Source organism: Nocardia yamanashiensis, from assembly GCF_021183565.1.
Classification (GTDB): domain Bacteria; phylum Actinomycetota; class Actinomycetes; order Mycobacteriales; family Mycobacteriaceae; genus Nocardia; species Nocardia yamanashiensis.
The window spans coordinates 7,986,822-8,012,649 of record NZ_CP089226.1 but is presented as its reverse complement, the minus strand read 5'-3'; the positions used below and the strand labels follow the sequence as shown (position 1 = coordinate 8,012,649).

The 25,828-nt window shown below is 66.9% G+C and carries 26 protein-coding genes; 18 read left to right on the top strand and 8 right to left on the bottom strand.

Features of this window, described 5'->3' with window-relative positions; all coding sequences use genetic code 11:
- Window positions 1-47: 47 nt before the first annotated feature.
- The 4 genes from LTV02_RS36955 to LTV02_RS36940 all read left to right on the top strand — a co-directional run bounded on the left by LTV02_RS36955 (window position 48) and on the right by LTV02_RS36940 (window position 4,371).
- Complete coding sequence (locus LTV02_RS36955; RefSeq protein WP_233036154.1) at window positions 48-1,817, top strand: oleate hydratase; 1,770 nt, start codon at window positions 48-50, stop codon at window positions 1,815-1,817.
- A gap of 105 nt (window positions 1,818-1,922) precedes the next feature.
- Window positions 1,923-2,579 (top strand): hypothetical protein, encoded by a 657-nt coding sequence (locus LTV02_RS36950; RefSeq protein WP_233036153.1) that lies wholly within the window; start codon window positions 1,923-1,925, stop codon window positions 2,577-2,579.
- Window positions 2,580-2,671: 92 nt separating this feature from the next.
- Window positions 2,672-3,571: an RNA polymerase sigma-70 factor gene (locus LTV02_RS36945; RefSeq protein WP_233036152.1), complete on the top strand. Its 900-nt coding sequence runs from the start codon at window positions 2,672-2,674 to the stop codon at window positions 3,569-3,571.
- 56 nt (window positions 3,572-3,627) lie between these two features.
- Window positions 3,628-4,371 carry an SDR family oxidoreductase gene (locus tag LTV02_RS36940; protein ID WP_233036151.1) on the top strand — a complete coding sequence of 248 codons (744 nt, stop codon included), beginning with the start codon at window positions 3,628-3,630 and terminating at the stop codon, window positions 4,369-4,371.
- Here the strand turns inward: LTV02_RS36940 and LTV02_RS36935 are convergent.
- The 3 genes from LTV02_RS36935 to LTV02_RS36925 form a co-directional block, all read right to left on the bottom strand.
- Window positions 4,340-4,972, bottom strand: a complete 633-nt coding sequence (locus LTV02_RS36935; RefSeq protein ID WP_233036150.1) for a hypothetical protein — start codon at window positions 4,970-4,972, stop codon at window positions 4,340-4,342. The genes LTV02_RS36940 and LTV02_RS36935 overlap by 32 nt on opposite strands.
- A gap of 114 nt (window positions 4,973-5,086) precedes the next feature.
- Window positions 5,087-5,281 (bottom strand): DUF397 domain-containing protein, encoded by a 195-nt coding sequence (locus LTV02_RS36930; protein WP_233036149.1) that lies wholly within the window; start codon window positions 5,279-5,281, stop codon window positions 5,087-5,089.
- Entirely contained in the window at window positions 5,278-6,102 is an 825-nt protein-coding gene (locus LTV02_RS36925) for a helix-turn-helix domain-containing protein (protein ID WP_067715123.1), read from the bottom strand. Before LTV02_RS36925 ends, LTV02_RS36930 begins: the two co-directional genes overlap by 4 nt.
- Window positions 6,103-6,788: 686 nt before the next feature.
- Here LTV02_RS36925 and LTV02_RS36920 point away from each other — a divergent pair.
- From LTV02_RS36920 to LTV02_RS36885, 8 genes are all read left to right on the top strand, one after another.
- Window positions 6,789-7,139, top strand: a complete 351-nt coding sequence (locus LTV02_RS36920) for a DUF4333 domain-containing protein (protein WP_233036148.1) — start codon at window positions 6,789-6,791, stop codon at window positions 7,137-7,139.
- Window positions 7,140-7,220: 81 nt separating this feature from the next.
- On the top strand, window positions 7,221-9,299 hold the full coding sequence (locus LTV02_RS36915; protein ID WP_233036147.1) for a TRAP transporter permease: 2,079 nt from the start codon (window positions 7,221-7,223) through the stop codon (window positions 9,297-9,299).
- Between the two features lies 1 nt (window position 9,300).
- The gene (locus tag LTV02_RS36910; RefSeq protein WP_233036146.1) at window positions 9,301-10,290 is read left to right on the top strand and encodes a TAXI family TRAP transporter solute-binding subunit; all 990 of its coding nucleotides are present in this window, start codon (window positions 9,301-9,303) and stop codon (window positions 10,288-10,290) included.
- A 212-nt stretch (window positions 10,291-10,502) separates the two neighbouring features.
- Entirely contained in the window at window positions 10,503-10,913 is a 411-nt protein-coding gene (locus tag LTV02_RS36905) for a hypothetical protein (protein WP_233036145.1), read from the top strand.
- Window positions 10,913-12,292, top strand: coding sequence for a hypothetical protein (locus LTV02_RS36900; protein ID WP_233036144.1), 1,380 nt, complete (start codon window positions 10,913-10,915; stop codon window positions 12,290-12,292). Before LTV02_RS36905 ends, LTV02_RS36900 begins: the two co-directional genes overlap by 1 nt.
- A 23-nt stretch (window positions 12,293-12,315) precedes the next feature.
- On the top strand, window positions 12,316-13,677 hold the full coding sequence (locus LTV02_RS36895) for a vWA domain-containing protein (protein ID WP_233036143.1): 1,362 nt from the start codon (window positions 12,316-12,318) through the stop codon (window positions 13,675-13,677).
- A 9-nt stretch (window positions 13,678-13,686) separates the two neighbouring features.
- A complete protein-coding gene (locus tag LTV02_RS36890; RefSeq protein WP_067715141.1) occupies window positions 13,687-14,802 on the top strand; it encodes an ATP-binding protein in 1,116 nt (371 codons plus the stop codon).
- Window positions 14,799-17,588, top strand: coding sequence for a DUF5682 family protein (locus LTV02_RS36885; protein ID WP_233036142.1), 2,790 nt, complete (start codon window positions 14,799-14,801; stop codon window positions 17,586-17,588). Before LTV02_RS36890 ends, LTV02_RS36885 begins: the two co-directional genes overlap by 4 nt.
- 96 nt (window positions 17,589-17,684) lie before the next feature.
- Here the strand turns inward: LTV02_RS36885 and LTV02_RS36880 are convergent, their stop codons facing one another.
- The gene (locus tag LTV02_RS36880; RefSeq protein WP_233036141.1) at window positions 17,685-18,593 is read right to left on the bottom strand and encodes a LysR family transcriptional regulator; all 909 of its coding nucleotides are present in this window, start codon (window positions 18,591-18,593) and stop codon (window positions 17,685-17,687) included.
- A 70-nt stretch (window positions 18,594-18,663) separates the two neighbouring features.
- Here LTV02_RS36880 and LTV02_RS36875 point away from each other — a divergent pair, with 70 nt between their 5' ends.
- The 3 genes from LTV02_RS36875 (at window position 18,664) to LTV02_RS36865 (ending at window position 21,209) form a co-directional block, all read left to right on the top strand.
- A complete protein-coding gene (locus LTV02_RS36875) occupies window positions 18,664-19,407 on the top strand; it encodes an SDR family NAD(P)-dependent oxidoreductase (protein ID WP_233036140.1) in 744 nt (247 codons plus the stop codon).
- A 134-nt stretch (window positions 19,408-19,541) separates the two neighbouring features.
- On the top strand, window positions 19,542-20,228 hold the full coding sequence (locus tag LTV02_RS36870) for a TetR/AcrR family transcriptional regulator (RefSeq protein ID WP_233036139.1): 687 nt from the start codon (window positions 19,542-19,544) through the stop codon (window positions 20,226-20,228).
- 120 nt (window positions 20,229-20,348) lie between these two features.
- The gene (locus LTV02_RS36865) at window positions 20,349-21,209 is read left to right on the top strand and encodes a metal-dependent hydrolase (RefSeq protein WP_233036138.1); all 861 of its coding nucleotides are present in this window, start codon (window positions 20,349-20,351) and stop codon (window positions 21,207-21,209) included.
- A 17-nt stretch (window positions 21,210-21,226) separates the two neighbouring features.
- Here the strand turns inward: LTV02_RS36865 and LTV02_RS36860 are convergent, their stop codons facing one another.
- Window positions 21,227-21,781, bottom strand: coding sequence for a TetR/AcrR family transcriptional regulator (locus LTV02_RS36860; protein ID WP_233036137.1), 555 nt, complete (start codon window positions 21,779-21,781; stop codon window positions 21,227-21,229).
- Window positions 21,782-21,853: 72 nt separating this feature from the next.
- Here LTV02_RS36860 and LTV02_RS36855 point away from each other — a divergent pair, with 72 nt between their 5' ends.
- Both LTV02_RS36855 and LTV02_RS36850 read left to right on the top strand, forming a co-directional pair.
- A complete protein-coding gene (locus LTV02_RS36855) occupies window positions 21,854-23,059 on the top strand; it encodes an FAD-dependent monooxygenase (RefSeq protein ID WP_233036136.1) in 1,206 nt (401 codons plus the stop codon).
- Between the two features lie 135 nt (window positions 23,060-23,194).
- Window positions 23,195-23,512, top strand: coding sequence for a DUF222 domain-containing protein (locus LTV02_RS36850; protein WP_233036135.1), 318 nt, complete (start codon window positions 23,195-23,197; stop codon window positions 23,510-23,512).
- A 79-nt stretch (window positions 23,513-23,591) separates the two neighbouring features.
- On the opposite strand, the gene LTV02_RS36845 is transcribed toward LTV02_RS36850, so the two are convergent.
- On the bottom strand, window positions 23,592-23,807 hold the full coding sequence (locus tag LTV02_RS36845) for a hypothetical protein (protein WP_233036134.1): 216 nt from the start codon (window positions 23,805-23,807) through the stop codon (window positions 23,592-23,594).
- A 44-nt stretch (window positions 23,808-23,851) separates the two neighbouring features.
- Complete coding sequence (locus tag LTV02_RS36840; protein WP_233036133.1) at window positions 23,852-24,268, bottom strand: nuclear transport factor 2 family protein; 417 nt, start codon at window positions 24,266-24,268, stop codon at window positions 23,852-23,854.
- Between the two features lie 10 nt (window positions 24,269-24,278).
- On the opposite strand from LTV02_RS36840, the gene LTV02_RS36835 reads away from it, so the two are divergent.
- Entirely contained in the window at window positions 24,279-24,830 is a 552-nt protein-coding gene (locus LTV02_RS36835) for a TetR/AcrR family transcriptional regulator (RefSeq protein ID WP_233036132.1), read from the top strand.
- A 16-nt stretch (window positions 24,831-24,846) separates the two neighbouring features.
- On the opposite strand, the gene LTV02_RS36830 is transcribed toward LTV02_RS36835, so the two are convergent.
- Window positions 24,847-25,776 (bottom strand): LysR family transcriptional regulator, encoded by a 930-nt coding sequence (locus LTV02_RS36830; RefSeq protein ID WP_233036131.1) that lies wholly within the window; start codon window positions 25,774-25,776, stop codon window positions 24,847-24,849.
- Window positions 25,777-25,828 lie beyond the last annotated feature (52 nt).

Sequence of the window (25,828 nt, the reverse complement as noted above, 5' to 3'; positions counted from 1 at the left end):
CAGGTTGCGTGACAGGCACTTCGAACCAATTCGCGGATAGGAGTCTCATGTACTACAGCAACGGCAATTACGAAGCCTTCGCCCGGCCCCGCAAGCCGGCCGGAGTGGACCGGAAGACGGCGTGGTTCGTGGGCTCGGGGCTGGCCTCGCTGTCCGGTGCGGCGTTCCTCATCCGGGACGGGCAGCTGCCGGGCAGCAAGATCACCATTCTGGAGGAGTTGAAGCTGCCCGGCGGCGCGCTCGACGGGATCAAGGAGCCCAAGAAGGGGTTCGTGATTCGCGGCGGGCGCGAGATGGAGAACCATTTCGAGTGCCTGTGGGACCTGTACCGCACCATCCCGTCCATGGAGATCGACGGGGCCAGCGTGCTGGACGAGTTCTACTGGCTGAACAAGGACGACCCGAACTTCTCGCTCGAGCGCGCCACCGTCAATCGCGGTGAAAGCGCGCACACCAAGGACCTTTTCACGCTCAGCGAGAAGGCCCAGAAGGAGATCACCAAGATCTTCCTCGCCACCCGTGAGGAGATGGAGGGCAAGCGGATCGACGAGGTCTTCACCGACGAGTTCCTCGAGTCCAACTTCTGGATGTACTGGCGGACCATGTTCGCCTTCGAGGAATGGCATTCGGCGCTCGAGATGAAGCTGTACCTACATCGCTTCGTGCACCACATCGGCGGCCTACCGGATTTCTCGGCGCTCAAGTTCACCAAGTACAACCAGTACGAGTCGCTGGTGCTGCCGCTGTACCGGTGGCTGCTGGATCAGGGCGTGACGTTCAAGTTCGACACCACGGTCACCGATGTGGATTTCGAGCTGAGCGGAAAGCGCAAGCAGGCCACCAGGATTCACTGGGTGTCCGAGGGCGTCGAGGGCGGCGTCGACCTGGGGCCGGACGATCTGTTGCTGATGACCATCGGCTCGCTGACCGAGAACTCCGACGAGGGCGACCATCACACCCCGGCCGTGCTGAACGAGGGTCCGGCCCCGGCGTGGGATCTGTGGCGGCGCATCGCCGCCAAGGATCCGGCGTTCGGCCGCCCGGAGGTGTTCGGATCGCATATCCCCGAGACGAAATGGGAATCGGCCACCGTCACCACGCTGGATCAGCGTATCCCCGAATACATTCAGAAGATCTGTAAGCGAGATCCGTTCAGCGGCAAGGTGGTCACCGGCGGCATCGTCACCGTCAAGGACTCCAGCTGGCTGCTGAGCTGGACGGTCAACCGCCAGCCGCACTTCAAGCAGCAGCCCAAGGATCAGATCGTGGTCTGGGTGTACTCGCTGTTCGTCGACAAGCCCGGCGACTACGTCAAGAAGACCATGCAGGAATGCACCGGCGAGGAGATCACCCAGGAGTGGCTGTACCACCTGGGCGTCCCCGTCGAGGACATCCCGGAACTGGCCGCCAACGCCGCCAAGACGGTGCCGGTCATGATGCCGTACGTCACCGCCTTCTTCATGCCCCGCAAGGCCGGCGACCGGCCCCAGGTGGTCCCCGAGGGCGCGGTCAATTTCGCCTTCATCGGCCAGTTCGCCGAAACCACCCGCGACTGCATCTTCACCACCGAATACTCCGTCCGCACCGGGATGGAGGCCGCCTACCAGCTCCTGGACATCGAACGCGGCGTCCCCGAGGTCTTCGCCTCCACCTACGACGTCCGCAGTCTGCTCACCGCCGCCACCCGCCTGCGCGACGGCGAACCGGTCCACATTCCCGGCCCGGAGTTCCTGCGCCGCAGACTGCTGGACAAGCTGGACACCACCGAGATCGGCGAACTCCTCACCGAGTACGGCGTCATCGGCGGCAAGAAATAGCACCCGTGCGGCCCGGTCCACAGCGGACCGGGCCGCACCCGCCCCGGCACGCCTGGCGATCTTGTGTTACCCGATTCTGTCGCCGCCCCCGGCTAATCTGCCGACATGGTCAGACCCGAATCCGCCCTGCGCCGCCTGATGCGCGACACCGGAAAGCTGCTGGAGCCGTACGGATTTGAAGGCGACGGTCCGACCTGGGTCTGCATCCAGCCCGAAGGCGTGGCCACCGTCGGCCGCACCCGCACCGTGCGCACCTGGACCGGCGGCCAGCAACTGCTCCGCTTCGGCTTGGAGCTGAACGCCACCCCGACTCCGTGGTGGGAGTACTGCAACTGGCGCAACGAGCAGCTCGCCCTCTCCCCCACGCCCCTGGAGTCCGCCACCGGACCCGGCCTGCTCCCCGACGCCCTGCCCCCGGAGACCACCGAATGGTGGTCCATCCGCCTGGACGCGGTCCAGCAGGGCCATGTCCGCCCGAGCGATATCGAATCCATCCGGGCCGAACTCCCGCGCCGGGTGCACGCCTACGCGCGCCGTGCCCTGCGCCTCCTGGAACCCGGCCGGTACCTCGAAGAGCTACAGGCCCTGCCCGATCCGCAGACCGGCACCTGGGAGGCGATCGTCGTCCTGCTCGCCGACGACGGCCCCGGGCCGGACCTCGATCACGCCGTGGACCAACTCCTCCGCAGCTGCGCCGACACCCCCGAATTCGCTTCCGACGTCATCGAATACGCCCAGGCAAGGGCGGCCGCTCGCACCTGAAGCTCGCGAGCGGCGCCGATCTCCGGTACACGTTGACACGACATCGAAGTACGGTGGGTGCGGAGATCGGCGGGCGAGCAGGAGGAGCACCGATGACGGAGACGGCTGCCGGGAATGTCGCGGTGGCGGCGTTCTCGGCGCATCGGAACCTGCTGTTCACGGTGGCTTACGAGATGCTCGGTTCGGCCGCCGATGCCGAGGACGTCTTGCAGGAGACCTGGTTGCGGTGGGCGACCGTCGATCTCACCGCGGTGCGCGATCACCGGGCGTATCTGGTGCAGATCACCAGCCGGCAGGCGCTCGATCGATTGCGGAGTCTCGGCCGCCGCAAGGAGACCTACGTCGGGCCATGGCTGCCCGAACCGCTGCTGACCGCGCCCGACGTGGCGGACGACGTCGAACTGGCCGACAGTCTTTCCACCGCAATGCTGTTGGTGCTCGAGACCCTGGCCCCGACCGAACGGGCCGTGTTCGTGCTGCGCGAGGTCTTCGACGTGCCGTACGAGGAGATCGCCGCCGCCGTGGACAAGACGCCCGCGGCCGTGCGGCAGATCGCGCGCCGCGCCCGCCTGCACGTCGATGCCCGGCGGCCGCGAGCGACGGTGTCGGCGGCGCAGACCAAGGTGGTGCTGGAGTCGTTCCAGCGCGCCCTGGAAACCGGGGACCTGCAAGGCATGTTCGATGTGCTCGCGCCCGACGTGGTGTCGATGAGCGACGGCGGCGGGATCAAACAGGCCGCGCTGCGGCCGATCACGGGCGCGGACAATGTGGTTCGGTTCATGCTGGGCGGGATCGCCAAGACCGCGGCGGCGATCACCATCGATCACATCGTCCTCAATGGCGCTCCGGCGCTGCGCTTCCACGTGAACGGCGAACTGGACGGCGTGCTGGCCGCCCGGGTCGAAGGCGACCGCATCGTCAACCTCTACTTCGTGCGCAACCCGGAGAAGCTCACCCGCCTCGAAGCCGAGATCCCGCTCGCCATCCACTGAATTGTGACGCCGGACACACCCTGTCACGTCCGGCGGCGGCCGGACGTCTGGTGGGCATGACGAACACGAACCCCACCACCGCACTTGTCACCGGCGCCAACAAGGGCCTCGGCCTCGAATCGGTCCGCCGGCTCGCCGCCCAGGGCTGGACGGTCTTCCTCGGCTCCCGTGACGCCGCCCGCGGACAGGCGGCCGTCGACAAGCTGGCCGCCGAGGGCCTCACCGCCATCCTGGTTCCGCTGGATGTCACCTCGGACGAATCCGTGGCCGCCGCCGTCGAATCGGTCCGCGCGCACACCGACCGCCTGGACGTCCTCATCAACAACGCCGGCGCGCCGGGCAAGGGCACCAACCCCGCCGAAGTGACGATCGAAGAGATCCACTCCGTGTACGACACCAATGTCTACGGTCCGATCCGGGTCACCAACGCCTTCCTCCCGCTCCTGCGGGCCTCCGACAATCCCCGCGTCGTCATGGTTTCCAGCGGCGTCGGTTCTTTCGCCGTCGTCACCGACCCCGGGCAGCGCGCCTCCACATTCCACGAACTCGGCTACAGCTCGTCGAAGGCGGCCCTGAACATGGTCACCGTCCGCTACGCCCAGGCCCTGCCCGGCATCAAATTCAATGTCGCCACCCCCGGTGAGGTGGCCAATCACAAGTTCGCCGCCACCGACATGAACAACAACACCGGCGCCCTCACCGTCACCGAAGGCACCGACTCGTTCCTCCGCCTGGCCACCTTGGAATCCGACGGCCCGTCGGGCATCTTCATCGACCGCCTGGGCCCGGTGGCGTGGTAGCCGCTCGCTTCCGGTCCCGATCACGAAGGGCGACAACGGTCACCACGATCGCCAAGCCGAGAATCAGCCCGCCGGCGACGAACGCGAAGGGCATCAGCACGCTCCACGCGAGCGAGGAGCCGATGCCCGAGCCGACCGCCACGGTCACGCTGTTGCTGCCGACCGTGGTGAGCCGGTAGGTGCCGTCCTTATCGGCGTGGAAGGTGAACGCGGCGCGCCCTTCGCGCGAATGCACCTGGTAGCTCAAATTCGTTTCATAGGTTTGCAATTCGACGGGTTTGCCGGTCGGATCACTCAGCTTGACCGCCGCCTGCTGCGCCGGACCCGACTCGCCCGCACCGGTGTACTCGTAGTACCCCGTGTAGTCGCGCCCCGCCGCCAGATGCAGATCCCCGAGCCCCGGCACGGAGACCCGCTGGAAGCTGTCGACCCGGTCGTCCATTCCCGTGAGCCCGTTGAAGGCGACCAGCATCGCGCCGATGATCCCGGCCAGGATCACCGCCACCCCGGCGCCGACCCACCAGAGTGACGGGCGCACCTGCTGCGGAAGCCGCTGCGCTGGAACCGGATAGCGAGTCGGGTAATAGCCCGGTTGTGACATCTACGAACGCTCCGTGGGGGCCGGAGTGGATTTTTGCTCCACTTTGCGAGCCATCCTGTCAGGAAACCGACGGTGGAGGGGTGCTAGTGGAGCAAAACTCCATGTTCCAGATGGTCAGTGCTGCCAGATGCCGCTCCGCAGGAAGACGTCCCACTGCTCGCCGGTGAACCACAGTTCGGGGCCGTGGCCCACCTCCGTCGAGTCGCGGACGCCGACCGCTCCCGCGTCGAGGTAGACCTCCACACACTCGCTCTGTGTCGCCGATCTGGACGACTTGAACCAGGTCCGGATGGGTGGATGGATGCTCACGCCGCGTACTCCTTCGCCATGGCGGACACCAGTTCCCGGGTGTCTTCCTCACTCAGTGCCACCTGCTGAATACCCGCGATCGCCGCGCGGCAACGCTGGATCACATCGTCGCGCTCGAGGTACAGCGCTCCGTCGGCACCCTCTCGGTAGACGACGGGTGGATCGACCAGGTTCCTGGGCAGCCGGGGGAATTCGAGCAGCGAGAACGATTGAATCACGAGCCCGGGATGCATGCCTACGGTGAATGGGACGACCCGTATCGAAATCCGCTCGTGCGCACTGGCTTCGGCCAGATAGCCGAGCTGTTCGGACATGACACGCGGCCCGCCGGGCTGATGATGCAGCACGGCCTCGGACAGCAGGGCTTCGAGACGGAACCCGGGATCGTCCAGCCTGGCCTTGCGGCGCATGGCAAGTTCCAGCAGACGCTCCACACCGACCGGTGACAACGACGGATCGTTCGCCCGAATGATCGCGCGCCGGTATTCCGGAGCCTGGAGTAGGCCCGGCACCATCACGAGCTGATGCGTGGTCATATGGTCGGCCCCGTCCTCCAGCCGCAGATAATGCTGAAGATGCGGTGCGAACAGGTCGCTGTACTGTTGCCACCAACCCTTGTGCGTACCTTCCTTTTTCGCCACCGCGGCCTGCCGCCGTATCTCGTCCCACAGCTCGAGTGCTTCCGCGCGCTCGCCGTCGGTCACCTGATACAGGTCCAGCAGCACCGAGATCTGCGGAGTGGTGATCTTGGTTTGTTGTCCGTTCTCCAAACGATCCAAAGTCTGCGGAGAAATCTCGATACGCGTTCCGGCCGCCAGCAATGGCCGTTTTGCACGTTCTCGAAATGTCCGCAAAAGGCGACCGAATGCCCTTCTCGGGATAGTAGATCCGGCCATATCGTTAGCCTCGCTATCCGGGATGCTCCCTGGTGAATGCTCCGCGTTGGGCCTCCATCATATTTCGTTGAGATCGCGTTGTGAACGTTCCAATTCCTCGAAGCTGGGTGTCTACTAGGAGATGTCAATGAACCTCCACCAGCAAGGAGTGGTCGTAATGCATTGGGAGACATGGGCACTCGTCGCACTCAGCGCGTTCTGCGCCGCAATTTCGATTTGGATATTCATCGGCGACTATTTAAACAACCGGTCGGACGGTGATGCCCGATTTCTCCGACTCTCCCTCACCGGAGGCGGACATATCGACATCCCGGCAAATTCCAGCCGAGCCGGACACCGCCAGCACGCCCAACACCGAGCCGGGTGAAAAACGATGGTTTACACGGTTTCCCGGATTCGGCACGAACGCCTTCCGCAGGATTCGCAAGCGCTGACATACTCCAGATCCGTCCAGGCATTGATGTTCCCCCACCGGAATTGCGTTGCGGGGCAAGGCACGACACCCGCCGCCTGCGGCGCCCGGGCGCAGCTCATGGAGATCGCGGCAGCCGCCGGCTGGCCTTGGATCCACGAGATTCCCGATACCTCACATGCCGGTTAGCATGCGGGCTGTGAAGAATTCCCTCCGCCGCACCGTCGCGCTCGGCACCCTCACCGGGATCGCCACTCTCACAGCATGTCTCACGTCCGGACCGGCGGCCGGCGAAACCCCGGGACTGGACCTGGGTTCCTTCCAGCCCACCGAATACTTCGACCAGGCGAGCGTCGCCGACGGGATCACCCGGGTGCTCAGGGACAGCTACGGCATTACCGAGGTTGCCGATGTCCGGTGTCCCGAACGGATGCAGGTGGTCGTAGGGGCCAGGTACGAGTGCACGCTCACCCGGGACGGCGTGCCCAAGACCGTCACGATCGAGGTCACCAAGTCGGACGGGACATACGGGGTGAGTCGTCCGCGTTAGCACGGACCGGCAGGGGCGGGCGTTTATCCGGTGTTGATCGAATAGGCGGTGTGGCAACCGGGACGGCGGTATGTTTCGCGCATGTCCGGGTTGCAAGGTGAGAGACCGGATTCGGCGGTGCCCGCTGAGCTGGTGGTCGATGACGAGGAGCGGCCGGCTCGGCAGTTGCCGGGGTGGGCGGGGCGGCTGGTTGCCTTGTGCGCGTTCGCGATCGCGGTGCTGGTGTTGTGGCAGGTGTTCCGGCCGCTGCCGCAGGGCAGTCAGTATTTTCTGGTTGTTTTTCTGGGGTGTGCGCTGCCGCTGGTGTTCCTGAGCTACAGCTCGGGCATCGGGGTGCGGTGGCTGGACCGGATGGACGGACCTGCCGCGGTGGACTGGGTACTGGCGGCGATCGCGTTGGCGGTGTGCCTGTACCCGGTGTGGCCGTGGCGGATCGGGTCCGGCGGGGGTGGGTACAACGACTTCCTGGATCGGCAGGGGTTGCTGGATCCGGTGGATGTGGGGATGGGGGCGGTGACGCTCTTGCTGGTGCTGGAGGCTTGCCGGCGGACCACCGGGTGGGTGTTGCCGGTGGTGTGCTTGGCATTCCTGGGATACGGGTATTACGGGGGATTTCTGCCGCAGCATTGGTCCATCGCGCACGCGGGGCTGGATTTCGATCAGATCGTGGACGCGTTGTACAACTCGGGGAGCGGGTTCTACGGGACACCGTTGGATGTCGCGGCCAGCTATATCGTGCTGTTCACCATTTATGGGGCGGTACTCGACTTCTCCGGTGCGGCACGGTTTTTCGTGGATCTGTCGGTGTCGCTGTTCCGGCGGTCGCGGAGCGCGGCGGGACGCACGGCCGTCACTTCCGGGTTCCTGCTGGGCACGGTCTCGGGGTCCGGTACCGCCACCGCGGTGAGCACGGGAGTTGTCACCTGGCCGATTCTGCGTCGGGCGGGGTATCGGCCGGAGCAGGCCGGTGGGATGCTGGCGGCGGCGGGCGTGGGAGCGATCCTGTCGCCGCCGACATTGGGGGCGGCGGCGTTCATAGTCGCCGAGTACCTTGATGTTTCGTACCTTCGGGTGCTGGTGTGGGCGACAATTCCGACGTTGCTCTACTACCTGGGGATTCTGCTGGCGGTCGAGATCGATGCCAGGCGGTTCCCGCATCGCGCGGTCGACCCCGGCACGGAGAGCGAGCAACCCGCCTCCGCCTGGAAATTGCTGGGGCGCTTCGGATATCACTTCCTGTCATTGATCGCCATTGTGGTGTTGCTGATCATCGGGGTCAGCGCCACGCGCGCCGTGGTCTACGCGACCGTCCTCGCCTTCCTGCTCGCCATTGCCGATCGGCTTGCCCGGCAGCGGAACTCGCCGGAGCGCGGAAGGCTCGGCGAATTCGCGCTCGGCACATTCACGGCGCTCTCCATGGGAATTCGCGCGGCCCTGCCGGTCGTGGCGGTGTGCACGGCCGCCGGGATCATCACCGCGATGACCACCAAGACGGGGCTGGGGTCGCAACTGGCAGCCCTGTTGGTGCGGGCCGCTTCGGCAATCTCGGACAATGCGACCGTAGTTCTGGCGTTCACCGTCGTATTCGCCGCTGTCGCACTGGCTTTGCTGGGCCTGGCCATTCCGGTGACCGCGTCGTTCGTCATTGGCTGGGCCATCATCGGCCCGGCCCTGCTCACGCTCGGCGTCTCCGCGCCCGCCACCGCCATGTTCGTCTTCTACTTCTCGGTCCTGTCCGAGGTGACGCCGCCCACCGCATTGGCCGCGGTCGGCGCCGCGGCGGTGACCGGAGCGCGCCCGATGGCCACCATGTGGCAGACCCTGCGCTACGCCCTGCCCGCCTTCCTGGTGCCGATCGTGTTCGTCCTCACGGGCTCCGGCGAACGGCTGCTGGGCCGCGGATCAGCCGTCGACATCATCACGGTCACCGCCCTCGTCTCCCTCGGCGTCGCCGCCCTCGCCATGGCCACCGGCGGCTGGATTCTCGGTGCGGGACAGGCGAATACGACTGCCCGGCTGGCGGCGGGAGCGGCCGGGCTGGCCTTGCTCTACCCCTCGCCGATCACGCTCGGCATCGGGGTCGCCCTGCTCGCGGTCGCGGCAGCGCTCACCCGGCTGGGTACTCGTCCGGCGGGGGTGCCGGCGGAACAGGAGAAATGACATGAGGAAGTTCACGACTATCGCTGTGGCCGTACTGGTTTCAGCGGGCCTGCTCACCGGTTGCGGCGGGCGGCGGGACACTCCCACCGCCGACCGGGGCGGTGCGGTCACCTGCGAGGTGAGCCAGGAAACCCGCATCGGCATCGCCACCGGCAATGCCACCGGCGTGTACTTCGCGCTCGGAAATGCCTACGCCGAACAGATTTCCGACGCCACCGGCGGAAAGGTGAAAGCCACCGCCTCCGAGACGGGCGCTTCGGTGCAGAACATTCAGCAGCTCGTCTCGGGCACTTATCAACTCGCATTCTCACTCGCCGATTCCGCCGCCGACGCGACCCTGGGCACCGGCAGCTTCACGGAAAAGCAACCGGTGCGCGCTATTTCACGCATCTACACCAACTACACCCAGGTGATCGTCCGCACCGGATCCGGCATCAATTCCCTGGCCGATATGCGCGGCAAACGCGTCTCCACCGGCTCGCCCAAGTCCGGCACCGAAGTAATCGCACAGCGCTTGCTGAAATCCGCCGGCCTGGACCCGGAAACCGACGTGTCCGCACAGCGCCTGGACCTGACCAAGACCGTCGACGGCCTGAAGGACGGCTCCATCGACGCCATGTTCTGGTCCGGCGGCCTCCCCACACCGGGCATCACCGACCTGTTCACCACCGCCAAGGACAAGGTGAAGTTCCTCGACATCGCCGACCTGCTGGACAAGATGCGCACCGTGAACCCGGTGTACGAGCAGGGCATCATCCCCGCCGCGACCTACGGGCTGCCGGCCGATGTGCGGACCATCGTGGTGCCCAATTTGCTGCTGGTGCGCGAGGACCTGGACGCCAACCTCGCCTGCGTACTGACCAAGGTGCTCTTCGACCGCAAGGCGCAGCTCGAGCTGGCCAACCCGGCGGCCAAGGGGATCGACCGGGCGACGGCGCGCAACACCGCGCCGGTGGAACTGCACCGCGGGGCGGACAAGGCGCTGCAATAGCCTTCCGCCGCAGCGGATTCGACCGGTTCTACCAGCGCATTCGAGGGTGGGGCGGCACTTGTCGGTGCCGTCGCATACCTTATGGCCATCGTGATCGACCGGGAGGGAGAACGATGGTCTCGAATCCGAGCGCCACACCGGATGAACCGGAGTGGGAAAGTACTTCTGTAGTGCGGGTATCGCCGACGGTAGCCCCGCGTAAGCTGAACAAGGTGCCCTTCGTCGAGCTGGCCGACGGCCGACTGCAGGGCGTGGTGTCGAGCGGGTCCGATATCGCACGGGTCTACGTGGCCTCGGTGACGGCGGGAACGCACGGGCTGAGCTGCAGCACCAATAACAACCGGCCGTGCGGCGGGTTGAATCAGGGCTGGGCCTGCAAGCATCTGGACTCGCTGATCGAGGAAGCGGTACTGCAGTACGGGCAGGACCGGGTGGCGCGTTTCCTGCGCGTCGAGGTGCCGGAAGGCTCGCGTCTGGCGCACTGCCTCAAGGGATCTCGCGATCCCGCGCCCGCCGCGGCGGTGTTCAGCCGGTTCCTGCGGCATCTGACGTATCTGGAATTGCCGGGCACGCAGACCGCGATTCCCGAGCTGCAATGGTTCCCGGCGGGGGTGGGTCGCTGATGCGAAGCGTGCAATTGACTGCGCTGCTGGAGAATTCGCCCGAGGGCGTGACGGCGGCACTCGACGTGGTGAACGGTTTCGACACCGCGCTCGTGGACGGTTTCGCCCGGGTCTCCGAACGGCAGACCGCCGCGCTGGCCGCACTGGCCGGATCCGTGGCCGGTTCGCCGCTGGCCGCGCCGGTCGCCGAAGCGGCGGCGAAGCTGGGCACCGGAGCGATCGGGGCCGATCAGCTGTCCGCACTGGCCGCGGCCCGCGCCGCCCTGCTCGGCGCGGTGCACGACGCCCTACTCGGTCAGCTGGATACGGCCTTGGGCCGCAATCGATCCGGCTGGGACGCCGCGACCGCGACGGCCGCACCGAGCCCGCTCGCGGTGGGTTCGCGAGCCTGGCTGGGCGAACTGGCCATCGCCGGCTGGCGGGGCGTGGATCACGACCTGGTGGCCGCCGCGGATCAAACCGTGGAAGCCCTGCTGTCCGATCCCGCGCTGCGGCGGCTCGCGGTGCTGCTGGACGGCTTCACCGCCGAACTCGGCGCCTCCTCGCCCGTCGCGACCATGGACCGGATTCCCGCGCGCCGCTGGGCCGACCTGTGGACCCGCGCCCTGCTGCTGTCCTGGCGCACTGCCGAATCGACTGCGCCCGAGACGGTTTCGGGCCGCCTGCTGATCCTCGGCGTGGACGTGCACGAGCACGGCACCGCGGTGCAGGCGCAGGTGTACGGCGTGCTGGAAAGCAATGGGGCGCCGGCGCGGCGGGTGCGGGTGTCGGTGAGCGCCGCCAAGGTGGACACCATTGTCGGCCCGGCCGTCTGGCAGCTGCTGAGCGGGCATCCGCAATTGCTCGCCGCGCTGGCCGGGCATCGAGTTCTGGAGCTCACCGATATGCCGCTCACGGCGACCGGTGATCTGGTGTGGCACGACGTCCGGGCGAAGGCCGGGGAGTCCGCCGATCCGTTCGTCACCGCCACCGTGCTCCTGAACGAGGCGCAGGCCCCCGCGGTCGCACCGCTGGACCGCGATCCCGTGCACATCGCCGAACCGGTTTTGCTCGAGGGGTACCGGTTCAAGGATGGCGCAATGGAATTGGACGGTCACCGGCTCGGCGTCGAACTGCACGCCCTGCCCACCAGCGGCCCGCTCACCGCCGTCGCCGTGACCAACTCCAGCGCCATGATCGGCCTGCTGCGCTGGGACGCCGCCGGCTGGTCGGTGCGTCCGCTGGCGGTGCAGCGCAAGGTCAAGGGCGCGCTCACCGTGATCCACGGCGGTGACTGGGCGCTCGGCCCGACCGATCCGAAAATCGCCAAGGCACAAGCCAAATCGGGCGACGCGGTGGCGGTGCTGCGCGAACGCGCGGGACGGTTGCTGCGCAAATGAATACAGCATCGCGAAGCGATTCCATGGGGGGCGGCGGTCGGGTGACGGGTGGGCCGAATCATGAGACGCGGCGCCAGATTCTGTACTGGCGTCTACTGGCCGGTGTCTTCAGCGGGGATCAACAGCCCACACTGGAGTCCGCGAGCGCGGGCATCGTCGAAGACCTGGGCCTGCCCCTCGCCGTCCTGGATCCCGGCGTATCGATAGATACAGTGGTGCAACGCTTTCCGGAGATGCGCGGCGAGTTCGAACGCCTCGACTTCACCGACGACAAGGCCACCGATCAAGCCAAGGCCACCGATCAAGCGGAGGCCGAGCAGCCCACCGAGACGGAGCCGGGTGTCAGCGCGGACGATGTGCGCACTGCCGCAATCGTTTCCAAGCTGCTGCTGAACGTCTTCGCCACCGGTGCGGGCGCGGTCAGCGCGGGTCAGCTGGCCGGCTGGCAGTCCGATGCCAAATGGCTGAAGCACTGCCTGGGCGACGAGCAGGCCGGAGCCGTGCGCGGCGTCCTGGCCGACCTGGAAGCCGATCTGGTCAACCGCATGCGCTTGCGCGAGGTGCTGGCCGATCCGCAACTGGCGGCGCAGCTCACCCCGAGCATGTCCCTGGTCGAACAGTTGTTGCGCGACAAGCACAATCTGTCCGGCGTCGCCCTGGCCAATGCCAAGGCGCTCATCAAGCGCTTCGTGGACGAGGTCGCCGAGGTGCTGCGCACCCAGGTGGCGCAGACCAGCGTCGGCACCATCGACCGCACCGTGCCGCCCAAGCGCATCCTGCGGAACCTGGATGTCGACAAGACCATCTGGAAGAACCTGCCCAACTGGAACCCGCAGGACGAGCGCCTCTACGTGGACCGCCTGTATTACAAGCACACCGCCAAGCGCACCGTCCCCGCCAAGATGATCGTGGTCGTGGACCAGTCCGGTTCCATGGTGGACGCCATGGTCAACTGCACCATCCTGGCCTCGATCTTCGCGGGCCTGCCCAAGGTGGACGTGCACCTGGTCGCCTACGACACCAATGCCCTGGATCTCAGCCCCTGGGTGCACGATCCGTTCGAGGTGCTGCTGCGCACCCAGCTCGGCGGCGGCACCGACGGCCGCGTGGCCATGTCCCTGGCCCAGCCCAAGATCGAGGATCCGGCCAACACCGTCATGGTGTGGATCTCGGACTTCTACGAATGGGAGTGCCAGGAGCTGTACGAGAGCATGGAGGCCGTCCATCGCTCCGGGGTGAAGTTCATCCCCGTCGGCTCGGTCAACAGCTCCGGCCATCAGAGCGTGAACCCGTGGTTCCGCGAGCGCTTCAAACAGCTCGGCACCCCGGTCCTTTCGGGCCGCATCCAGAAGCTCGTGCACGAGCTCAAGAACTTCATCGACTAGGAGAACACCATGAACGACGTTTTGCGCGCCCCCGCCGAGACCAAGTACGCCGAGGAACTGGACTGGCTGGAGTCCATCGACGACGGGGCGAAGCCCTTCGCGTGGCGGTTGAGCCCGAAGATGGTGCGGCTGTTCATTCTCGGCTCCGAACGCGCCGACGGGCTGGACCGGGTGGTCGAGCAGAAGTGGTTCGGCGACCGCAGTTTCGTCGAGCGCAGCATCGTCACCCTCGCCTCCGACCGCGGACTGCTGCTGATCGGCGATCCGGGCACCGGCAAGAGCTGGCTGGCCGAGCTGCTGTCGGCGGCCATCAGCCGCAATTCCACGCTGGTGGTGCAGGGCACGGCCGGCACCACCGAGGACCACATCAAGTACTCGTGGAACATCTCCATGGTGATCGCCAAGGGGCAGTCGAGGGAGTCGATGATCCCCTCCCCCATCATGACCGCCATGGAGCAGGGCGTGATCGGGCGTTTCGAAGAGCTCACCCGCTCCACCAGCGACGTGCAGGACGCGCTCATCTCGATTCTGTCCGAGAAGTACGTCTCGATTCCCGAGCTCGACGACGACAATGTGGTGTTCGCGCAGCCCGGTTTCTCGATCATCGCGACCGCCAACAGCCGCGACCGCGGCGTCAACGATCTGTCCTCGGCGCTCAAACGACGCTTCAATTTCGTGCGCATCCCGGTGGTGTCCAACAAGAAGAGCGAAGCGGAGATCGTGCGCTTCCGGACCGCGGAACTGTTGCGCCGCCATCAGATCGAACTGGAACTGCCGCCCACGCTGCTCGACATCCTGCTGGACAGCTTCGCGGACCTGCGCGCGGCCGCCGCTGCCTCCACCAATGACGACGACAAGCTGGAGTCGGCGCTGTCCACGGCCGAGCAGATCGGCGTGCTCGAGGACGCCATCCTGCACAGCCAGTTCTTCGGCGAGCGCGCGCTCAAGGCCGAAACCCTGGCCGGGTCGCTGGTGGGTTCGCTGGTGCGCCGGCAGCCCGAGGACCTCGCCATCCTGAACAAGTACCTGCACGGCGTGGTGGAACCGCGCAGCAAGGACAAGAAGGGCGGCGAATGGGCCGAATTCCTGGAGGGCGGCCGGGCGGCGATCGCGAGACTGTCGTGACCGTCTCCGATATTCGTTCCGCGCCCGATACTTTCGCGGCGCTGCGGGATCAGCTGGTGGACGCGGCCGCGACCTTCGCGGGCGCGCCCGGCGCGGCGGGCGACATCCTGGCGGGCATCGTCGACGATGTCGATCGGGCGCTGTCGGAGCAGCTGGAGATCTTCCCGGTCTGCCATCATTCGCCCGCCTCCGGGCTGGCGATGGTGCGGCGGCTGCGCGAAAAGCAACCGAGCGTCATCTATTTGGAGCTGTGCGAGGATCTGCGGCCGCTGCTGGACGAACTGCGCAACTGCCGGCTGCCGGTGGCCTTGCAGGCGTTCGCCACCGAGACCGCGGACTTCCCGATCGACTGGGCGCCGCTGTCCATCGTCGCGCCGATCACCGAATCCTCGGCCGAATACCAGGCCATCGCCTACGCGCTCGATACGCCGGGCGTGGAGCTGGTGCTGGTGGATCGGTCCACGGATCACGTATTCCAGTGGGCGCCAAGGGAAGACAAGACCGAGGCCGAGGCCAAGCCGGGCGACGGCCTGCACGGGGAAGCGGTCGGCATCGAAATCGGCGATCTGCGACCGCGTTTCGCCGAACTCGAGGAGTACCTGCTGCACCACGGCAAGGTCCGGCACTGGTCGGAATGGTGGGATCAGTACGTCGAACAGCCCTTGGCCGATGCCGACTACGACACCTACCGCCAGGTCATGGTGATGATCGGCAGCCTGTTCCGGCGGTTGCGGCGCGGCAGCACCGTCGAGGACGAGGACCGTGAGCGGTACATGTGGACGCGCATGCGCGAGCATCTGGCCGCCACCGGCGCCGATCCCGAACGGGCGCTGTACATCTGCGGTGCGGCGCACGCCGCCAGCCGGGTGGAACAGTTCGGGCTGGCGAGCGACGCGCCGTTCGAGATCACGCCGCGGTCGGCGACCAAATGGCATTACGGGTTGATCCCGTCCAGCCATTCGGCCATCGAAGCGCAGTTCGGGCTGGCCGGCGGTGCGGTGTCCATCGCCGCCGCCACCTGGTCGAAGGGGGTGCGGCGCGGCAAGTTGCAGACCTTCCAGCTGGCCGGGCAGCAGGGCGGCAAGACCAAGGCCAAGAAGCCGCTCGGCCCGGTCACGACGGATTCGGCTGTGTCGGACCAGCTTTCGAGCTTCCTGTCCCGGCCGCCGGTCCTGGATGCCCTGGACGAGGCCGAACTGCTGGAATGGTCGGTCGATATCGTGCGGCTGGCCCGGCGCAACGGCTACCTGGCCAGCACCGCGGACGCCATCTCGGTCTTCGAGACGTCGATCCTGCTGGCGGGCATGCGCAATCGCGCCCGGCCCACCCCGTACGACTTCCAGGACGCGGCGGTCACCTGCATCGAGAAGGACAAGGTGCCCGGCCGCCGCGATGTGGCCCGGCTGTGCGAGATCCTGCTCGGCGGCGACCGCATCGGGCAGGTCGGATACGAGGCGCTGCCGCCGCTGGCGCGTGATGTGCTCGACCGGTTGCAGCCGCTCGGGCTGGATCTCAACAAGCGGAATCTGCAACGGGCGCTGCTGGATCTGAAAACGAATCCGGATTTGCGGCCGTGCTCGGATCTGCTGTGGCTGTTGCGCAAGCTGCTGCCGGCCGATGCGCTGCGGCCGATCATGGGTTCGCGCGGGCTGGGCGAGAGTTCGATCCAGGAGAGCTGGGATATCGGGCTCGGGAAGTATCAGCGGTCGCTGGTCGAGCTGGGTTATGAGGGCGTGTCGGTGGAGCAGGTGCTCGAGCAGCGCCTGCGCAGGTCCGTGGCCGCGCCGACCGCGACGGCGGCCATCGCCCTCGAAGCCGTCGAGGACGCGCTGGTGTTCCTGGGTTCGGCGCGGCTCGCCGACGAGCTCGGCAATCGTGCCATCGAACTCCTCGCGGCCGAGCGCACGGTGGACGGCGCGCCCGCCGTGCTGCGGCGAATCCGGTTGCTGCTCAACTACTATCGCTCCACCGAAGGCGGTCTGCCGACTTGGTGCGGGCGGTTCGTGACGGCCGGTTACTCGCATTACTGCACGCTGCTGCCGACCGCGTTCGCCGATGACGAGACCGGCTCGGCTCAGGTGGCGGCCATGCTGGGCTTCCTGTTCGGCATGGAGAACCTGGCGCTGTCGCTCGGTTGCGATCACACTCAGCTGGAATTGGCTGTGCTGCAATCGCATCCGGAGGCGCCGTCGAAGGTGGCGCTGTTGTGGGCGGCGCGGTTCCAGCTCGGGCTGCTGACCATGGCGGAACTGCGCGAGCGGTGCGACGGGATGCTGTCGAATCCTCTTGTCCTGCCGACGGTTCCGCAGTACGTCAGCGGGTTCGTGCAGGCCATCGATCCGGCTCCGGGCTTGAAGCCGTTCGTCGTGGAGCTGCTGTCGAAGGCTTTCGGCAGGCTGCCGGACACCGTTCTGCTGCCCTGGCTGCCGAAGTTGATCACTACGCTGAAAGATCAAGCGGGCGATCTGATTCCGGCATTGGTGCGGGAAGCGGGACGCACCTTCCCCGGTTCGCTCCCGGCCGTGGACGCCTTCGTTCCACCGTGGTCGGCCGAGCACACCGCGCCCGCGATACCGGCGGCTTCCGCACCCCGCGGACCGGCCACCGATCTATTGGCGGCCCACCCCGACACCTGTGACGCGCTCGCCGCCCTGCTGGGCGTCCAGGGCGGCTGGCAGGAGGCGGGTCCGGCGGGCAATCGCGAGGTGACCGGGCTGCTGGATCGGTTCCCCGCCACCGCCGAAGCCCTGGCGGCACAACTGAATCCGGTGCCTGCGCAGAGCTGAGATCCGGTCGGGCCGGTCGGTGCACGCGCGTCGTGTACCGACCGGCCTTCGTGCTGTGCGCACGGCGAATGGCCACTTCCCGGCAGGTTGGCCCGCCTAGTCCACCGGATCGTCCCGGAAATGAGCCCGCAACCGGCCGACGAAGTCGAGCACGTGCGGCCGCTCGTCATCGACCCGGGTCGCGGCGTACCAGGCCCTGGTCTCACCGCGCTGACCCATCCGCACGGTGGCCACCTCGCCGCGCGCCAGGTACGGCGCGATCACCCAGGACGGCAGCACGCCGACCCCCTCCCCGGCCGCGACCAGCTCCACCACGAGTTCGGTGAGCATCGGGACGATGGTGACCCGATCCGGGCGCGCCCCGGGCGGAATCGGCAGCGGCAGGGCGTTCGGGCGGCTCTGGTCGTAGCTGTCGTACAGGATCAGGTTCTCGGTGGCGAAGTCTCGCGCGGTCACGTATTTCCTTGTCGCCCAGCGATGTTCGGACGCGACCACGGCCAGCATCTCGTCGTCCATCAAATGCGTGAGCCGCACCTGCTCGGCCGCCGGGGTCATCTTGGTCAGCACCGCCACATCCACCACCTGCGCCAGCACCGCGTCCGACAGATCGTCGTCCGCATTGCTCACCATCCGGATCACACTGTCCGGGCAGGCTTTTCGCATCTCCCGCATCACCGGCGTCAACCACGACACCGTGGTGGAGCACTGGGTCGACAACCGGATATGCCGATCCCCGCTGCGCGCCACCTCCCGCACTTCGCGTTCGGCCGCCGCCAGGTCCGCGAGAATCCGCGATGCGCGCGGCAGCAAACGCACTCCCACCTGATTCGGCACCAGCCGCCGCCCCACCCGATCGAACACGGCCGTCCCCAGCCGCTCCTCCATCCGCAGCAAGCGCTGGCTCAACGCCGGCTGGCTCACATACAGCCGGTCCGCCGCCTGTTGCAAGGTCCCGCCACCGGCCAGCGCGTCCAGCAACTCCAGATCACGCACATCCAGATCCATAAGCTGAGTCTAGTAATACGCGCAAATCCACGTCGTAGACTTATATACCGCCGGGCCCGAAGCTCGAAGCATGACAACAACGACTTCTCGCACCGCGATCGTCACCGGCGGCTCCAGCGGCATCGGCTACGCGGTCGCGGCGGCCCTGCTGAAGCGCGGCGACAATGTGGTGATCAGCGGCCGCGACGCGGGCAAACTCGCTTCTGCCGCAACCGAACTCGGCGCGGGCGACCGCATCCGCCACCTCGTCGCCGACCTCACCGACGAGCGGGCCGGCCAGGCCCTGGTCGACACCGCCGTGGACGCCTTCGGCTCCGTCGACATCCTGGTCAACAATGCCGGCACCTTCGCCTCCGCCCCCTTCGTCGACGTCACCCCCGCCGACCTCGACCACTTCCTCACCGGCAACCTGCGCGGCACCTACCTCATCACCCAGGCCGTGGCCCGCCGCATGATCGACCAAGCCCTGGGCGGCGCGATCGTCAACATCACCACCGTCCTGCTCTCCCACGGCATCACCGGCTTCCCCGTCACCGCGCCCATGGTCTCCAAAGGCGGCGTCCGCGCCCTCACGGTCTCCCTCTCCGCCGAACTCGCCCCCTACGGCATCCGCGTCAACGAGGTGGCCCCCGGCATCGTCCGCACGCCCCTGCACTCCGGCTCCGACGTAGACGCCCTCGGCGCCCTCGCCGTCCTCGACCGCGTCGCCGAACCCGCCGAAATAGCCGACTCGGTCCTGCACCTCACCGACTCCACCTTCCTGACCGGCGCCGTCATCGCCGCCGACGGCGGCTACGTCACCGCCCGCCCCTGAAAGGCGTCGGCGGCTTGCCGGTCACCGAATACCGCGCGCAACAGGCCAACTGAGCACTCCCGACAGGCCCGGCCGGGTGGCTGTTCGAGGCGATCCGGCCGGGATGGAATGCTGTGGGCGTGGTGTCGCGCAGGGTGAAGAGCACGGAGGGGCGTTGGGCCGATCGCAACGCCGAGCGTCAGCGTGCGGTCATCGAGGCGCTGATCGAGCTGGTGGAGGAGTCGGAGCCGCGGGCGGAGATCTCGTTTCAGGACATCGCGGATCGGGCGGGGATCAGCCGGACGGTGCTGTACCGGCATTTCAGTGATCGGATGGATCTGGACAATCAGGCTCGGGAGCATGTGGTCGAGATGTATCTCGATGCGGTGATGCCGGTCCTCGATCCGGCGGAGACCGTGCGGGAGACGGTGTCCATAGCGGTCAACAACTATGTGAATCTGGTGGCCGAGCATCCGCGATTGTATCAGTGGATGGAGCTGGCCTCGCACGAGGGGTTCACCGGGTCGACGGCCGTCATCTCCGCGAAAGACGCTATCGCGCGGCAGATCTCGTCGTTCATCACGCCGATCGCGGCACTGCTCGGGCAGACCGATCCGGGGTTGGACGTCGCGGTCTTCGCCATGGTGTCGATGATCGACGGCGCGGTGACGCGGTGGTTGCGCGATACGCCCGAGGGTTGGGACGCGGCGGGGGTGGCGCGGATGCTGACCGATTCGTTCCTGATCCTGCTCGAGGGTCATGCGCGGCTGCGCGGGGTCACTATCGATGTCGATGTGCCGATCGACGACCTGGTGGCCTCAGCCCTGAACCGGCCGGCCTGAACCACCGCATCTATTGCGACACCGTGTCGCATTTTCTCTTGTTCGGCCGGTGAGCGCGGTGTAGCTTTGTCCTCATCAATGGCGACACGGTGTCGCATTATTGAGGTTAGGGACGCTCTCATGACCGAAAATCCACCGACTCGCCGGGAACGCACGATCAAGCCGCGGCGCATCCGCTTCCGGTATCCCGTGGAGACCTACCGGCACCACTACGCGAACGACGACCTGGTGCTCAGCCACGCCGTCGCCTTCCTGTCGGCGGTCTTCCCGCCCGGCGAGGATTTCTTCATCCGCTCGGTCAAGCACTTCCGCGCCGACATCACCGATCCCGAATTGTTCGACCAGGTAGCGGGTTTCATCGGCCAGGAGCTCACCCACGGCCGCGAGCATCGCGAACTCAACGACCGGCTGCAGGACATGGGCTATCCGACCCACAATGCCGATCGCGCCGTCACCTGGGTCTTCGCGCGCATAGATCAACTCCTGTCGCCGCTCACCCGGCTCTCCTTCACCGCCGCGCTGGAGCACTACACCGCGACCGTCGCCGAGATCCTGCTCACCGACCCGAAAGCCCAAGCGCTCCTTGGTGAAACAGAAGTCCGGACGATGCTGCTCTGGCACGCCTACGAGGAATCCGAACACAAGTCGGTCGCCTTCGACGTCTACCGCGCCATGGGCGGCGGCGAGCGCCGCCGCGTCTGGGGCATGCGCCTGGTCACCGCCGGTTTCATCATCGGCGTCATCCTCGGCACGGCGGTCTCACTCGTCCGGGATCGCGCCGCCTACAACCCGATCCGCCTGATCCGCAGCGCGCTGAAACTACGCCACCTGCCGTTCATCGACCGCCGGATGTGGCGGCTCATCGGCGAATACAACCGCCCCGGATTCCACCCCACCGATACCGACAACGCCGCACTCCTCGAGCGCTGGCGCACCGAATTGTTCGGCGACCAGGGCGCACTCACGCCCTACCTCCGTTAACCACCCGGAGCGCCGAATCAGCCTGGGGTATCGGTGATTCGGCGCAGCGCTTCGGCGAGATCGGTTCCGGTGGGGGCGGTTTCGGGGTCGATCAGGTATTGGGCGGCTACGCCGGTGAGCAGGGCCTGGTAGAGGGCGCCCGAGAGGTGGGGGGTGCCGGTGTCGGCGACGCCGTCGAAGAGGCGGGCCAGGCCGGTGCGGGCTTCTTCCATATTTCCCGCCAGTTGTGCGCGGGCTTCGGGGTGGGCGAGCGCGTCGAAGGTGGCGGACCAGACGCCGCGGTGGGCGGCGATGGTGGTCAGTGCGGCGTCCCAGCGGGCGGCGAATCGTTTCCAGGGGTCGGTTTCCTCAGCCGGGACCTCAGCCAATGCCCGTTCCAGATCAGCACCCCAGTTCTCGGTGGCCTCGACCAGAGCGGCGGTGAGCAGGGCTTCCTTGGTGCCGAAGTGGTAGCCGATCGCCGCCATGCTCACGCCGGCCGCGGTGGCGATGTCGCGGACCGTGGTGCGGGCGTAGCCCTTCTCGAACAGGCAGGCCCGAGCGCCGGTCAACAGATCCTCGCGATTTCCCATGTCGGAAGTGTAGCGCAATCGCCTAAGACATTTGTCTTGCGCAGTTGCGCAAATCGTCTTATGGTTTGAGACATGGAGCAGATGAGCAATCGCAAGGTCCTGATTTCCGGCGCCAGCATCGCGGGACCGGCCCTCGCGTTCTGGTTGCGGCGGTACGGGTTCGAGCCGACGATCGTGGAGAAGGCGCCGGCGCTGCGCGAGGGCGGGCAGGCCATCGATGTGCTGGGCACCGCGACCGAGGTGGTGCGGCGGATGGGGTTGCTCGAACGGGTGCACGAACTGAGCACCGGCAAGCGGGGTACCTCGTATGTGGATGCGAACGGCAAAGCGCGCGCGAGCATTTCGAGTGAGCTCTTCAACGGCGTGGGCGCGAACGGGGACACCGAGATTCAGCGCGGCGATCTGGCGCGGGTGCTGTACGAGGCCACCCGTGACGACGTCGAATACATCTTCGGCGACTCGATCGCCACTCTCACCCAGGACGACGACGGCGTGCATGTCACCTTCGACCATGCCGCACCGCGCACCTTCGACCTGGTCGTGGGGGCCGACGGAGCCCATTCCCACACGCGCGGAATGGTTTTCGGCCCGGAAGCCGACTTCGCGCGGCACATGGGGTACTACATCAGCATCTACACGATCCCGAACCTCCTGGAACTGGACCACTGGGAACTGGATTACAACACCCCGGGCACGGTCGCCGGTTCCTACAGCGCCCGCGAGAACACCGAAGCCAAGGCGATCTTCGCCTGGGCGTCGGATCCCATCGACTACGACTACCGGGATGTGTTGCAGCAGAAGAAGATCCTGGCCGAGACCTATGCCGGTCAAGGCTGGAAGGTGCCGGAGTTGCTCGCCCACCTCGACGCCGCTCCCGACTTCTATTTCGACGCCATGGTCCAGATCCACATGGACACCTGGTCGAAGGGCCGCGTCACCCTGGTCGGCGACGCCGGCTACTGCGCCTCCCCGCTGTCCGGCCAGGGCGCGGACCTGTCCCTGGTCGGCGCCTACCTGCTGGCGGGCGAATTGGCCGCCGCCGCAGGCGATCACACCGCCGCCTTCGCGGCCTACGAACAGCAGATGCGCCCCATGGTCGACGCCTGCCAGAAGTTCGCCGACGGCACCGGCGCCTGGTACGCCCCGGCCAGCAAGGCCATGATCCGCTTCCGCAACCTGAACGTGCGCCTGCTCCCCTACCTGCCCTGGCGCGGGCTCATCGGCGGCGCACCCCAGAAGGTCGCCCGCACCATCGCCGCCAAGGATTACGCGGCCTGATTCAACCCCGGGCTGGACGAAACAGTGCCGTCATTCGCGGCACGGGGCCTACCCGCAGTCACCACAATCCTCTATCGATCAACCCGTCGAAACATTAGTCGAACATATGTTCTATTCTGCGGTAGGCTACCTCGCGTGAACATACATTCGACCGCGCTGGCGCCGAATGCTCCAGCCTCAGGATGGCCAGAACTCGCCGATGTCGACCTGCTGCGCACCCTAGTCGAAACCGAACGCCGCCGGCGCCGGCTGGATGCCGCCATGCGCGCCGCCGTGGCCGAAGCCGAACGCCGCGGCCTCGCCGCCGACACCGGCTACCGCGACACCGTGGACCTGTTGACCGACCTATTGCGCATCACCACGCACGAAGCCCGCCGCCGCATCGAACACGCGGCGCCCCGGCCCCGCCCGCGCTCACGGAAAATGTGGCGGGTCCTCCCAGCCGCGAGCTGAACCCGCACCAAGTCGGGACACAATGCAAAAGGCCCGAAAACCATTACGGTCCGGGCCTTCTCGCTCGAGCTACGCGCTATCAGCGAGTCGCGTCGGGAACCCACTTCAACCCGGTGCCACCGGTGCTGACGCAGATGACGGGCTCGCCGGTGTTCACATCCCAGTCCGGCTTCATCATCTCGCTGCGCGTACAGGGCGTGTGGGCGATGGGCGTCGACGCGGCCGCCGGGCCGGCGAAACCGATCAGTGCGGCGGCGGTGACCCCACCGATAGCTGCGATCTTGAAAATCTTCATTGCTTGCCTTCCTTGCTTCGAACGCACGGGGAGGCTCCCCCCGATCACAGTCTGCCGTGCCGATCTTTCGGCAGGCAAATGACTTTGCGATGGCAGATTCGCCAACCCTGCGGTTCGCGGCGGAACGCGTCCTCGTAGACGACAGTGCCGGTGGTGCCGTCGGCGTTGACCGCGAAGCCTTTGGATCGCGTCCGCACCCGATCGGCCTTCGGTTCGAGCACGACGATATTGGTGACGTGGTGACCCAGGGGCTGACCGGGGTCGTGTTCGTTGTCGCGAGAGAGTTTCCGGAGCGAGTCCAGGCCGTGGATCTCACCGAAACCGAAGTCCGCCAAGTCCATGACCAGGTCTTCGGTGAACACGTCACGCCAGCGATCCCAGTCCCGATCGTCGGCGACATGCCCGTGGCGTGCGATCGTCTCGTGAATCGCCAGCCGGTCCGCAGTGGCTCCCCACTTCACAAGGAGAAAGATGACCGGCCGGCCTCGGCGCGCCGATGCGCAGCGCAACTACGACCTGGTGCTGGCGGCCGCGCGCGAAGTCTTCGAAGAGCTCGGCGTCAACGCCACACTGGACGAAATCGCCCGGCGGGCCGGAGTCGGCAACGCGACCATGTACCGGCACTTCCCGGCCCGGCGAGACCTGGTCATCGCCGTCTACGCCGAGGAGGTCACCGCCCTGGGCGAATTGGGCCACACCCTGCTGGACGACGACTCGCCAGTGGATGCGCTGTTCGTCTGGCTGCGCGCCTTCATCACCCACGTATCCACGAAAAGCGATCTCCCCCTCGCCATTTCGGCCGACACCACCGGGCAGCGATCCGCCCTGTACCAGCAGTGGCACGAGACGATGCACACCGCCGCCGCCGACCTACTGCACCGGGCACAGCGAGCGGGCGCGATCGAACCCGATCTCCAGGTGGCCGATCTGCTCGCCGCGGCCAACGGGATCGGGCACACGGCGGCCGACGATCCGCAAGCCGACCGATTGCTGTCCATCGTTCGCGCCGGGCTCACGCGCTGATCAGCCGCGCGACGGGTCAATCCACGCAGGTGCGCCAGGTTTCGGCGGCTTCCAGGAGGCGGGTGTGTACCAGGTCGGTGTGTGGGCGGGTGGGGCCTCCTACGCGGCGGGCCAGGTAGACGGTGTTGATGGGGGAATCTGCTGGGCGGAGTAGGGGGATCAGGGTGCCGGCGGTCAGTTCGCGGGCGCAGAGGTAGCTGGGTAGGACGCTGATGCCGGCGCCCGCCGCTACGGCGGCCAGGACGGCGCGCAGGTCCGGAATGACCAGTGCCGGTTCGGCTTCGAGGCGGGTTTCGAAGACGTGGCGCCAATAGCGGCGCAGGATGGGCAGGTCCGGGGCGTAGGAGATCAATGGGACGCCGGTGAGGTCGCTGGCGCGCAGGCGGTCGAGGTCTATGCGGGCGGCCAGGTCGGGGGCGGCCACGAGGATGAACTCTTCGTCCGCCAGGGGTTCGGACAGGACGGTGCGGCCGCGCGGGCGGATGGTGGACAGCACCAGATCCAGTTTGCCGACGCGGAGATCGGCCAGCAGATCGTCGGCCAGACCCGTCGAGACGATCAGGCGGACGCCGTCATGGATGAGCGGGGCCACCTTCGGCAGGACCAGGGTGGCGAGGAGTTCGGCGGGGCCGCCCAGCAGGACGGGGGGTTCGGGGGCTGTCACATCGGCCGCCGAGCCGCCGGCGATGGACTCGAGGGCATCGAGCGGCGGGGCCACCCGGGCGGCCAGATCGTGGGCCGCCGGGGTCGGGGTCACACCGCGCGGGAGGCGTTCGAAGAGAGGACCACCCAACTGCCGTTCGAGGGCTTGGAGCTGGGTGGTGACGGTCGGCTGAGACAGGCCGACACGGCTGGCACCTGCGGTGATGGAGCCGGACCGATAGACGGCCAGGAAGGTGCGCAACTGCGTCAGGTCGAGGGAACCATCGGTTTGCCTATGCCTCATATTGGCGAGTCTATTGGTCAGACGATATTTACGCGCCTACGTTGAGATCGGT